Here is a 12,001-nt window from a genome sequence, read left to right as displayed (position 1 = left end):
TCGAATGGGCGCGACGGGCTGGCCGTTAGGCGCGCGAGTTTGGTCGGTTTTGTGGCGAAATGGGAGGTTTGGTTGGCGGGATTCCCGGGGGCAGGCCCAACTGCTTGACCAAACTTACGGAAAATTCGGCGCAAAGTTCAGTTAGAAGATGTGTAATGCTCGTGGACTAAATATCGTATTCAATCACTATCGCTTTTGGTAGGTAGAATCCGTTAAGCATGGAGTTATCAATAGTTATGGAGCTCCGGTCCGTAACTTTAAACATTCCCTGGAGCGCCTTGATTGCTGGATGCTTCTCTGTTATCATTTCCGTGTCGCTGACTTCAATGCATAGCGTCAATTCTTTATGACCTGAAAGAATTTCCGAGATATTCCGATAAAAACTATGTTTGTCTTTTATGGAAACGTCTGGCACAAGCCATAATCGCCAAGCATCGATGTCTGTGTTATAGAACCAAAGTGCTGCTTTTATGTTGATATTTCTTTCGCGTAATAAGCGGATCAACTCGTGTCCAGCGGTCACCAAAATTTTTTGATCCATTCGATGACATCCTGTGTTGCATTGATCATCAATTGTGAAGATATCGCGTCACTGGAGTCATATCTTAGATCTGGTTTCCATTCACATACAATTGCCCACTGCGCTGCAAAGGAAGAGTCGCTTTCTTCCTTAGATCTTAACTCCTGTGATAGCCCAGCCAGTTTAATCAGCTTGGCAATATCGTGGCTATACAAATCAAAAACAAAGTTTTTATCGGGTATCGTTTCAGCTTGAAACCGTGCTGCAATTACTGCCTTTATTCCGATTTCAACTGCAAATCCAGCCAGATAATGTGCATTTGAGAAGCGCTGGTGGGCAAGAAGTAAAACTGCGTCCTCCAGTTTAGCCGTCGCAACTCTTTGCAAAGTAGCTCGGCGAAGACCCAATGCCATGCACGATCCTCTTATGGTCAGCCAGTAATGTCTGCTTAAAATTTGAATAGATGAGTAAAATAATTGGCGCTAGCAGTCTGATCGCGACAGAAGTAACTTGCTATTCAGTCCACCCGCCGCATCACCAAGCTCGCATTCGTCCCACCGAACCCGAACGAATTCGACAGCACCACATCGACGCGCTTGCGCTTGGCCTCGTGCGGTACGAGGTCGATGGCGGTTTCGACGGAGGGGTTGTCGAGGTTGAGGGTCGGCGGGAGGATGCCGTCGCGAATGGTCAGCACCGAGAAGATGGCTTCCACGGCGCCGGCCGCGCCGAGCAGGTGGCCGATGGCGGATTTGGTGGACGACATGGCGGCGCGGGGCGCGGCGTCGCCGAGCAGGCGTTCCACGGCCTTCAGCTCCAGCTCGTCGCCCATGGGCGTCGAGGTGCCGTGGGCGTTGATGTAGTCGATGTCGGAGGCCTGGATGCCGGCGCGCTTCACGGCGGCGCTCATGCAGCGGAAGGCGCCGTCGCCGTCCGGGGCCGGCGAGGTGATGTGGTAGGCGTCGCCCGTGAGGCCATAGCCGACCACCTCGGCGTAGATCTTCGCGCCGCGCGCCTTGGCGTGCTCGTACTCCTCCAGCACGACCACCCCGGCGCCCTCGCCCATGACGAAGCCGTCGCGGGCCTTGTCGTAGGGGCGAGACGCGCAGGTCGGGTCGTCGTTGAAGCCCGTGGAGAGGGCGCGGCAGGCGGCGAAGCCCGCGAGCGCGAGGCGGTTCACCGGGGATTCGGCGCCGCCTGCCACCATGACGTCGGCATCGCCGAACTGGATCAGCCGGGCCGCGTCGCCGATGGCGTGGGCGCCCGTGGAGCAGGCGGTGACGACGGAGTGATTCGGGCCCTTGAGGCCGTGGGCGATTGAGACCTGACCGGAGGCCAGGTTGATGATCCGCCCGGGGATGAAGAACGGCGAGATCCGGCGCGGACCCTTGTCGTGCAGGGTCACGGACGCGTCGTAGATGCCGCCGATGCCGCCGATGCCGGAGCCGATCATCACGCCCGTAGCGCACTGATCCTCGTGGCTCTTCGGATGCCAGTCGGCGTCGTCCAGCGCCTGGCCGGCGGCCGCCATGGCGTAGACAATGAACGGATCGACCTTGCGCTGCTCCTTCGCCTCCATCCAGGCATCCGGATCGAAGGTGTCGTTAGAGCCGTCGCCGAACGGCACGGAACAGGCGATGCGGCAGGCAAGATCGTCGACTGGGAAAGCCGTGACCACTTTGGCCGCCGACTCACCCGCGATCAACCGGCTCCAGGTGGCCTCGACCCCGCTGGCCAGCGGCGTCACCATGCCCAAACCCGTCACCACAACCCGACGCATCGCGCTATCCCGAACCGGTCCCATCATGAAACGAATGGCGCGCGGGGTCGGACACGACCCCGCTTATGACTCGCGAGTCAATCGGCGCCTCGTCGTGCCTCAGGCGGAGTTCTTCTCGAGGAACTTCACCGCATCGCCGACCGTCTGGATGGTCTCGGCCGCATCGTCGGGGATCTCGACGTTGAATTCCTCCTCGAACGCCATCACGAGCTCGACGGTGTCGAGGCTGTCGGCGCCGAGATCATCGATGAAGTTCGCGCCCTCGACCACCTTCTCCGGCTCGACACCGAGGTGCTCGACAACGATCTTCTTCACGCGCTCAGCGATATCGCTCATCGTTCTTGGTCCTTAGCTCTTCAAGGTCGTGATGGTGTCGCCGTGGCCGCCGGCCCGTGACCGAAATGGACTGGTCTGGGATACGGCCGGTGTGTTCGATCGCGCGCGTCTCGGGCGGTCCTTAACAAGGTCCGCGTCGTTATGGAAATCTCCGCAACACGCCGAACCGTCAACCCCCCTCGCACGGCAGGCGGGGTGTTAACACAGGGTTCCGGTGCTGGCGAGGCCTGGTTCACAAGCCGTTCATCGCTGTGGCTTTTTCGAGCCGCCCGGGGCTGTTCCGGGTGTGCGGTGCAGCAAAGCTTGCGCTCACACCATCGCCATGCCGCCGTTGACGTGGAGCGTCTGGCCCGTGACGTAGCCGGCCTCGTCGGAGGCGAGGTAGAGGGCAGCGGCCCCGATCTCCGCGCCGGTGCCGAGGCGGTTCATGGGCACGCGGGTCAGGATGCCCTCGCGCTGCTTCTCGTTCAGGGCGTCCGTCATCGGCGAGGCGATGAAGCCCGGCGCGATGCAGTTGACCGTGAGGTTGCGGGTGGCGACCTCGGCCGCCATGGCCTTGGTCATGCCGACCAAGCCGGCCTTCGCGGCGGCGTAGTTCACCTGGCCCGGATTGCCCGTGGTGCCGACGACGGAGCCGATGTTGATGATGCGGCCGTGGCGGCGCTTCATCATGCCCCGCACGGCGGCGCGCGACAGGCGGAAGGCGGCGCTGAGGTTGACGGCGATCACCGCGTCCCACTCGTCGTCCTTCATCCGCAGGAGGAGGTTGTCGCGGGTGATGCCGGCGTTGTTCACCAGCACGTCGAGGCCGCCCATGGCGCTCTCGGCCGCCGGCACCAGGGCCTCCACCGCCGCCTTGTCGGAGAGGTCGCACTCGGCGATGTGCAGGCGCTCGCCCCCGAGTTCCGCCACCAGGGCTTCGAGGGCCGGGCGCCGGGTGCCCGACACCGTCACGGTGGCGCCCTGCGCGTGCAGGGTCTTGGCGATGGCGCCGCCGAGGCCGCCCGTGGCGCCGGTGACGAGAGCCTTGCGGCCGGAGAGATCGAACATGGCTCGTCCTGTGCTCAGAAGGTGGGGAACGCCGCGACGTCGTCGGGCGTGCCGACGGCGCTGGCCGCGGCCCCGGCGGCGATGCGCTTGACGAGGCCGGTGAGCACCTTGCCGGCGCCGATCTCGTTGAAGCAGTCGATGCCCTCCGCCGCCATGGCGGCGACGCTCTCGCGCCAGCGCACGGTGCCGGTCACCTGGGCGACGAGCGCGTCCCGGATGGCGTCGCGGTCGGTGATCGGGGCGGCCAGGACGTTGGCGTAGATCGGCACCACGGGGGTGTGCATGGCGACCTGCCCGAGGGCCGCCCGCATGGCCTCGGCGGCCGGGGCCATGAGGCGGCAGTGGAACGGCGCCGAGACGTTGAGCATCACCGCGCGCTTGATCCCGCGGGCCTGCGCCAGGGCGACCGCGCGCTCCACGGCGGCGCGATCGCCCGACAGCACCACCTGGCCGCCGCCGTTGTCGTTGGCGACGTCGCACACGCCGCCCTGCGCCGCCTCTTCGGCGATGGCCTGCGCCGCGGCGATCTCGGCACCGATGAGGGCCGCCATGGCGCCCGCGCCAGGGGCGACCGCCGCCTGCATGGCCTCTCCGCGAATCCGCAGCAACCGCGCCGCGTCCGCGATGGAGAAGGTGCCGGCGGCGGCGAGCGCCGTGTATTCGCCGAGGGAATGGCCGGCGACGCAGGCCACGTCGCGTTTGAGATCGAGGCCGCGCTCGGCCTCCAGCACCCGCAGGGTGGCGAGCGACGCCGCCATGAGGGCCGGCTGGGCATTGGCCGTGAGGGTGAGCTCGTCCACCGGCCCCTCGAACATGAGGCGGGAGAGGTGCTGCCCGAGGGCCGCATCGACCTCCTCGAACACCGCGCGGGCCTGCGGAAAGGCCTCGGCCAGCGCGCGTCCCATGCCGACGGCCTGGCTGCCCTGGCCGGGGAAGATGAGTGCGCGCGCCATTGAGCTGTCCTCGTTCGCGAAGAGGGCGGCGCAGTCGCACCGCCCGCCCCCCGTGTCAACTTTTCCCGTCGAACGCGACGGACGGCGCCGGTCAGGCCTCGTCGAAGAAATCCACCGTGCCGGTGTCGAGGCTGTAGGAGGCGCCGACGATCCGCAGCTTGCCGGCCTTCAGGGGATCGAGCAGGGACGGCTCCGAGGCGGAGCGAAGACGGTTCACCACACGGCTCACATTGGCCCGGACGCAGTTCTCGACGTAATCGCCGGGCTTGTCGCGCTGCGACAGGATTGCGGGGACGATGGGCTCGATCATCCGGCCGATGGAGCCGGGATAGACGGTGTTGTTCTTCACCACATCGATGGCGGCCTCGACGGCGCCGCAGCGGCTGTGGCCCATCACCAGAACCAGGGGCACGCCGAGCTGTGAGACGCCGTACTCGATGGAGCCGAGGGCGGCGGTGTCGACGCAATTGCCGGCGTTGCGCACGATGAAGAGTTCGCCTAGGCCCCGGCCGAACAGGATCTCGGGCGAGACGCGGGAATCCGAGCAGCTCACCAGCACCACGAACGGGGTCTGGCCGAGCGCGATCTCGATGCGGCGCTCGCGGCCCTGCACGGCGCGCACGGGGCTGTCGGTCTGGTAGGCGCGGTTTCCCTGCTTCAAGGTCTCCAGGGCCTCGTCGGCGCCGAGCGTCGTCTTCTTCGCGGACGGGCTTGCCGCAAGGGCCGGCAGGCTGGTGGCGGCAAAGCACGCGGCGCCAAGGCCGCAGCCGCAGGCGAGCAGGCCGCGGCGGCTGAGCAGGGTGGTCATCGGTTTGGAGCTCCCCTCGTTCCGGTCTCGGGCGAGCCCCGGACGCGCGAGGATAAGGAGTATTCGGCACGGTGTCGCCCGGGCCATTCGCGCAGGGCGGTGCCGGGATGAGGCGGCCCGTTCGGACGTACGGGCCGCCTCATCCCGGGGGGCTTGGCCCCACGACGCCGGATCCTTCCCTACGCCGTCCGGCTCGAATCAAGTGTATTCCGGGGCGGAACTCGAGGGACGCGACCCCTCGTCGTCCCACCGCCGGGGACTCCGACGGCGTGTCCGGTCATCGACGTGGCCCGGCCCTCTCAGGCGACGGCCTTGATCGACGAGCCCGAGCGATCCTCCCGGTGCGCAGGCGCGGTGCCGCGATCCCCGTTTCCGGAACGCCCCGGGACCGCACCCGCTTCTTGGCTCATGGCGCTCGCGAGCAGCTGCGCACGCCCGGCCCAGAGGTCGCGCTCCCGCGAGAGCCGGTCCGACTGTTCCTGCTGGAGTGCGATTGCGATGCGCAGGCCGTCGAGTTCGTTGCGCAGGTCCGTCGTCAACTGACGCTCCTGCGCGAGGGCCGTGCGCAGCACCGTGAGGACGGCATCGGGCTTGGCCGCAAAACGATCCCCGTCGTCCGATGCTGCGCGGGCGGCTTTCGCCTCGCCGGCCTTCGTTTCAGCGGCTTGCGCCGTCCCGCCGTCCTGTCTGCGTCCCGCATCCTGCGCGATGGAAGCACCTCGCTCGGTGCGGGCGCCGTCCCTGTTGGAAGCGCCGTCCCTGTTGGAAGCGTCTTCCCTGTTGGAAGCGTCTTCCCGCACGGGAGCGTCTTCCCGCACGGGAGCGTCTTCCCGCACGGGAGCGTCTTCCCGCACGGGAGCGTCTTCCCGCACGGGAGCGTCTTCCCCGACGGAAGCGTCTTGCTCGATCGAAGATCCGTGCCTGGCCTGCAAGGCTTGGCCGGGTTGCGGCAACTCGGCTCGGACGCGCGCGACGTCCAGCGTCGCCCTGGATCCGGGAGTGGGAAATCTGCCGGTGGCCGCCGATTTCTCGGCTTCCACCGGCTTATCGGCCCCCGCGGGCGTCCCGGAAGCGGCGAGGCTCGCCGGTGGCAGGCCTTCCTCGTCCAGCACCAGTTCGTGCAGCATGGCGAACACCGCGTCGCCGTCGAGGCGGGTCAGATCGAATCCGCTCGCGGACGCGATTCCCTCCCAACGGGTTTTGCCGAGTGCGGATTGCCCGACGAAGGCCATGGACCAATTGGTGAAGCTGCGATTCTCGGTCGGGCCGCATTGCAGAACCGTCACGTCGCCGTGGCGCGGATCGCACTGGATGCGCTCGAAGGTAGTTTCGACGCCGCGCTGCGGGCCTTCCAACACCTGCGCGAACGCCCCGGCATTGAACATCAGCGCGCCCGTGACGTCGACGCCGGTGTTGTTGCGCTGCGAGGCCGCAAGGATCTGGGAGACCGCCTGCGCGATCTCGGCGTCCGTGCCTTGAAGAAGATTCTTGCTGGCATAGACCAGTCGGTAAAGGTCGCTCATCATGAAAACTCCGAAATCGAAAATAACCGCAATCTTTTATCTGGGGTTGTCGAGCGTGAGGAACTTGAAGACTTCGGAAGCGGAAATGGGCTTGCTGATGAGGTAGCCCTGCACATCGGTGCACCCCTCCGCCCGGATACGCTCCAACTGGTCGGCGGTCTCGACGCCCTCGGCGACGGTGGTCATCCCGAGGCTTCGCCCCAGGCCCGCGATGGCCCGGATGATCGCTTCGCCGTCGCGCTTGCCCGAAAGGTCGCTGACGAAGGACCGATCGATCTTGATCTTGTCGAACGGGAACGAGCGGAGGTAGCTCAGGGACGAGTACCCGGTCCCGAAATCGTCCATCGACACGCGGACGCCGAGTTCGCGCAGGCGATGCAGGGTCTGCAGGGTCTTCTCGCTCTCGTTCAGGAGGACGCCTTCGGTGATCTCCACTTCCAGGCGCGTCGCAGGGAGGCCCGAGGCCGACAGGGCCGACATGACCATCTCGACCAGACGCTCGCTCTTGAACTGCGCCGGCGAGACGTTCACCGCGACGGAGAGCGGGGCGGGCCAGGTCGCCGCGTCGCGGCAGGCCTGACGCATGACCCATTCGCCGATGGGAACGATGAGGCCGATCTCTTCCGCCAAGGGAATGAAGTCGAGGGGCGAGACCATGCCCCGCACGGGGTGCTGCCAGCGGATCAGGGCCTCGCACCCCACGAGACGGTTGCCTTCCAGCTGGAGCTGTGGCTGGTAGTGCAGGTAGAACTCGCGGCGTGCCAGGGCCTGACGCATGTCGAGTTCGAGCTGACGGCGCGCCTGCATGCGCGCATCCATCTCCGGTTCGAAGAAGCGATAGGTGCCCCGCCCGTCGAGCTTGGATCGATAGAGGGCTAGGTCGGCGTTCTTCAGGAGCCGGTCGGCATCCTCGCCGTCGTTCGGCGCGAGGGCGACGCCGACACTGGCGCCGATGGTGAGGAGCTGCCCTTCGACCATGTAGGTCCGGCCGACCAGATCGACGATGCGCCGTGCGAGGATCTGGGTATCGGATGCTCCGCGAATCCCGGTTTGCAGGATCACGAACTCGTCGCCGCCGATCCGTGCCACGGTGTCCGTGACCCGCACGGTCGAGCGCAGGCGATCGGCGACCTTCTTCAGGAGGGCATCTCCCATGGGGTGGCCGAGGGTATCGTTGATGGGCTTGAACCGGTCGAGATCGATCAGCAGGACTGCGCAGGCCTCCCCGGTCCGCTGCAACCGTCCCAGGGCTTCATTCAGGCGCTCGCGCAGGAGCAGGCGGTTCGGCAGGCCCGTGAGCAGATCGTGACGGGCCATCTCCTCGGCTTGCGCTTCGGCGGCGCGCCGCTCCGTGACATCCTCGAACGCGACGGCCCAGCGCCCGCCCGCGACGGGGTGCAGGTGCACCTCCAGCAGGTGCCCGCGAAGGGTCACTTCGAACCGGGACGAGTCCGGCTGCACGAAAGAGCGCGGAAGCTGGGCTCGAACCTGGCTCCAGGTATCCCCCGCATGGTCCCGGACGAGGTACAGCACCTGTCGAAGGGACGATCCCACGGGGATCAAGGCCTTCTCGCTCCCGAGCAGGCGCAAGGTCTGGCCCGACGCGAGGACGATGCGTCCGGTCTCGTCGATCAGCAGGAGGCCGTGGCGCATGGCATCCAGGTACGGCAGCAAACCAGCGACGAAGGATGGGACCTCCGTTTGGGAGCCGGAATTGATATTTGTTATGTCTCGGATGGTTGTTTCGATCTGATTGCGCAGTGGAGCGGCCATATCAAAGCAATCCGATGCCGGCGCTGAAATCGCCATGGGCGTGTTATCGAACGGTCTGCCTGGGAACAGCTAAATTTCTACTAAGCCGTGGCTACCATGATCGCGTCTGAACTCGGCCGCACAACGTCGCACCGCGTCGTCTCGGGGGAGCGCCCTCGCCGGTGCTTTGCAAGTCCGGGATCCCGCGTTTCCGAAGTTTCCGGGATCGACGGCCGTTCGTCGCGTCGGGGCCGAGCCGCGGGCGAGACCGCACGCCCCTGCCCAGGGGCGTCGCTCCATCCCCACCCCTGCCTTGTTGCCAAACGTCAAGGGGTGTAAGAGGCCGGTTCAATTCCCCACACCCTGTTCGAGGAAGGAGCCGTCCACATGGCTCGCGTCACCGTTGAAGACTGCATCGACAAGGTCGAGAACCGGTTCGAGCTCGTGCTGCTCGCGAGCCACCGCGCCCGCCTGCTCGCCGCCGGCGCACCCCTGACCATCGACCGCGACCGCGACAAGAACCCCGTCTGCGCCCTGCGCGAGATCGGCGACGCGACCATCACGGCCGACGACCTCAAGGAACAGCTCATTCACTCGATGCAGAAATACGTCGAGGTCGACGAGCCCGAGGCCGAGACCGTGCCGCTGCTGTCGAGCTCGCCCGCCGCCGCCGCCGTCGCCCCGCAATCCACCAGCGACGACGTGCAGTTCGACCGCATGAGCGAGGAAGATCTTCTGCGCGGCCTCGAGAACCTGGCGCCCCCGACCGAGACGGACGAAGAGGCCGAGTAATCGGTCCACCCGACGGGACGTTTCGAACAACCCGGCCTCGCGGCCGGGTTTTTTGTTGGATGTCCGCGCCCGAAACCCTGCTCGTCGCGCCTTCGCTGCGGCCTGCGACGTTCTAAAACCAACGGGGGGCCGCATTAATGTCCGCCCGCGCGCCTTGGGGGCTGGCGTGGGCGCGTGCGATGCGGGACAAATCCAGGGGGGCGCCCGCGCGGTGCGGGACTTCGAAGCCGAAAAGGGTCTGTCTCGCGGATGATGCGCCAATACGAGCTTGTCGAGCGGGTCAAGCGCTACAACCCCGCCACGGACGAAGCCCTGCTCAACCGCGCCTACGTCTACGCCATGCGCGCCCACGGCACCCAGAAGCGGGCGTCCGGCGACCCGTTCTTCGCCCATCCCCTCGAGGTCGCCGCGATCCTCACGGATCTGCGCCTCGACGACGCCACCATCGTGGCCGCCGTGCTGCACGACACCGTGGAGGACACCGCCGCCACCCTGGACGAGATCCGCGCGATCTTCAGCCCCGAGATCGGCGCCCTCGTGGACGGCCTGACCAAGCTGAAGCGCCTCGACCTCGTCTCGAAGCGCGCGGCCCAGGGCGAGAACTTCCGCAAGCTCCTCCTGGCGGTGGCGGCCGATGTCCGCGTGCTGCTGGTGAAGCTCGCCGACCGCCTGCACAACATGCGCACCCTCCACCACATGCGCGTCGACAAGCGCGAGCGCATCGCCGAGGAGACCCTCGACATCTACGCGCCCCTCGCGGGTCGCATGGGCATGCAGGAGCTGCGCGAGGAACTGGAGGATCTGGCGCTTCGCAACCTCAAGCCTGAGATCTACGCCACCATCGCGCAGCGCCTCTCCGACCTCACGGCGAAGTCCGAGCGCCTGGTCGAGAGCATCGAGCAGGACCTCACCGCGCGGCTGGCCGCCCAGGGCATCACCGCCGCCGTGACGGGACGGCAGAAGCGCCCCTACTCGATCTCGGCCAAGATGGAGCGCAAATCCGTCGCCTTCGAGCAATTGTCGGACATCTTCGGATTTCGCGTCATCGTCGAGTCCCTGGCCGATTGCTACGGGGCCCTCGGCGTCGTCCATACCACCTGGCCAATGGTGCCGGGGCGCTACAAGGACTACATCTCGACCCCGAAGCAGAACGATTACCGCTCGATCCACACCACGGTGATCGGTCCGAAGAGCCAGCGCGTCGAGCTGCAGATCCGCACCGCCGCCATGGACGAAATCGCCGAGTACGGCATCGCCGCCCACGCCCTCTACAAGGAGGGGGCGGCCCGGGACGACGCGGGCGGCGTCCATCCGCGGCTCGCCACCGAGAGCGGCGCCTACCAGTGGCTGCGCCGCACCATCGAACTCCTGGCCGAGGGCGACAGCCCGGAGGAGTTTTTGGAGCACACCAAGCTCGAGCTGTTCCAGGACCAGGTGTTCTGCTTCACCCCGAAGGGCCGGCTCATCGCCCTGCCGCGCGGGGCGACGCCCATCGACTTCGCCTACGCCGTGCACACGGACGTGGGCAATTCGGCGGTGGGCGCCAAGATCAACGGCCGCATGGCGCCGCTCCTGCACGAACTCGTCAACGGCGACGAGGTCGAGATCGCCCGGGCCGACGGGCAATCGCCCCCGGCCGCCTGGGAATCCCTCGTGGTGACCGGCAAGGCTCGCGCGGCCATCCGCCGGGCGACGCGCTCGGCCGTGCGGCGGCAATATGCCGGCCTCGGCCGCCAGATCCTCGACCGGGCCTTCGAGCGGGCGGCGAAGAGCTTCTCCGAGGACAAGCTGCGCGGCGCCCTGCCGCGCCTCGCCCGCCTCTCGACGGAGGACGTGTTCGCGGCCGTGGGCCGGGGCGAGATGTTCTCGGGCGACGTGGTGCGGGCGGTCTATCCCGACCACAAGGACGAGCGCCGCACCGCGCCCTCCCCCCTGCAGCAGCCCGTCGCCGGCGGGGCCGGACGCCTCAGCCTCTCGAAGGACCAGACCATGCGTCTGACCTTCCCGGAGGGACCGTCCGAGGCCGGGCGCCCCGACGCGATCCCCATCCGGGGCCTCGACACCGACCTGCCCGTGAGCTTCGCGCCCAATGGCGGCGCCGTGCCGGGCGACCGCATCGTCGGCATCCTCACCCCCGGGATCGGGGTGACCATCTACCCGATCCAGTCGGCGGCCCTGGCCGCCTTCGACAACGAGCCCGACCGTTGGCTCGACGTGCGCTGGGACGTGGAGGCCGGCGCCAGCGAACGTTTCCCGGCGCGCCTCGCCCTCCAATCCATCAACGAGCCGGGCGTGCTCGCCTCCATTGCCCAGGTCATCGCCGACCACGACGGCAACATCGACAACCTCTCGATGAAGCGCAAAACCCAGGACTTCACAGAGATCGTCATCGATCTGGCGGTGTGGGACCTGAAGCACCTCAACGCCATCGTGGCGGAGCTGCGCGGCAAGCGCACGGTGGCACGGGTGGACCGGGTGAACGGCTGA

General features: G+C 66.6%; 11 protein-coding genes. 2 read left to right on the top strand and 9 right to left on the bottom strand.

The window, feature by feature from the left end; all coding sequences use genetic code 11:
- Window positions 1-166: 166 nt before the first annotated feature.
- The 9 genes from ASF27_RS22455 to ASF27_RS17530 form a co-directional block, all read right to left on the bottom strand.
- Window positions 167-541 (bottom strand): hypothetical protein, encoded by a 375-nt coding sequence (locus ASF27_RS22455; protein WP_156467570.1) that lies wholly within the window; start codon window positions 539-541, stop codon window positions 167-169.
- Window positions 520-933 carry a hypothetical protein gene (locus ASF27_RS22450; protein WP_156467569.1) on the bottom strand — a complete coding sequence of 138 codons (414 nt, stop codon included), beginning with the start codon at window positions 931-933 and terminating at the stop codon, window positions 520-522. The genes ASF27_RS22455 and ASF27_RS22450 overlap by 22 nt, the downstream gene beginning before the upstream one ends.
- Before the next feature lie 104 nt (window positions 934-1,037).
- Window positions 1,038-2,300, bottom strand: coding sequence for a beta-ketoacyl-ACP synthase II (gene fabF / locus ASF27_RS17560; protein ID WP_056362072.1), 1,263 nt, complete (start codon window positions 2,298-2,300; stop codon window positions 1,038-1,040).
- A gap of 99 nt (window positions 2,301-2,399) precedes the next feature.
- Window positions 2,400-2,636 carry an acyl carrier protein gene (locus tag ASF27_RS17555; protein WP_018044468.1) on the bottom strand — a complete coding sequence of 79 codons (237 nt, stop codon included), beginning with the start codon at window positions 2,634-2,636 and terminating at the stop codon, window positions 2,400-2,402.
- A 309-nt stretch (window positions 2,637-2,945) separates the two neighbouring features.
- On the bottom strand, window positions 2,946-3,686 hold the full coding sequence (fabG, locus tag ASF27_RS17550; RefSeq protein ID WP_056362069.1) for a 3-oxoacyl-[acyl-carrier-protein] reductase: 741 nt from the start codon (window positions 3,684-3,686) through the stop codon (window positions 2,946-2,948).
- A gap of 14 nt (window positions 3,687-3,700) precedes the next feature.
- The gene (gene fabD, locus ASF27_RS17545; protein ID WP_056173925.1) at window positions 3,701-4,639 is read right to left on the bottom strand and encodes an ACP S-malonyltransferase; all 939 of its coding nucleotides are present in this window, start codon (window positions 4,637-4,639) and stop codon (window positions 3,701-3,703) included.
- Window positions 4,640-4,730: 91 nt separating this feature from the next.
- Window positions 4,731-5,447: a carbonic anhydrase gene (locus tag ASF27_RS17540; RefSeq protein WP_056173922.1), complete on the bottom strand. Its 717-nt coding sequence runs from the start codon at window positions 5,445-5,447 to the stop codon at window positions 4,731-4,733.
- Between the two features lie 299 nt (window positions 5,448-5,746).
- Window positions 5,747-6,973 carry a BLUF domain-containing protein gene (locus ASF27_RS22445; RefSeq protein WP_156467568.1) on the bottom strand — a complete coding sequence of 409 codons (1,227 nt, stop codon included), beginning with the start codon at window positions 6,971-6,973 and terminating at the stop codon, window positions 5,747-5,749.
- 33 nt (window positions 6,974-7,006) lie between these two features.
- Entirely contained in the window at window positions 7,007-8,623 is a 1,617-nt protein-coding gene (locus tag ASF27_RS17530) for an EAL domain-containing protein (RefSeq protein ID WP_244481034.1), read from the bottom strand.
- Window positions 8,624-9,109: 486 nt separating this feature from the next.
- Between ASF27_RS17530 and rpoZ the strand changes: the two genes are divergently transcribed.
- Together rpoZ and ASF27_RS17520 are read left to right on the top strand one after the other, a co-directional pair.
- Window positions 9,110-9,514 (top strand): DNA-directed RNA polymerase subunit omega, encoded by a 405-nt coding sequence (gene rpoZ, locus ASF27_RS17525; RefSeq protein WP_056092390.1) that lies wholly within the window; start codon window positions 9,110-9,112, stop codon window positions 9,512-9,514.
- Window positions 9,515-9,763: 249 nt separating this feature from the next.
- Window positions 9,764-12,001 (top strand): bifunctional (p)ppGpp synthetase/guanosine-3',5'-bis(diphosphate) 3'-pyrophosphohydrolase, encoded by a 2,238-nt coding sequence (locus ASF27_RS17520; protein ID WP_056261919.1) that lies wholly within the window; start codon window positions 9,764-9,766, stop codon window positions 11,999-12,001.

Source organism: Methylobacterium sp. Leaf102, from assembly GCF_001422425.1.
GTDB lineage: Bacteria > Pseudomonadota > Alphaproteobacteria > Rhizobiales > Beijerinckiaceae > Methylobacterium.
The sequence above is the reverse complement of the archived record's forward strand: the minus strand, read 5'-3'. Positions and strand labels throughout refer to the sequence as shown.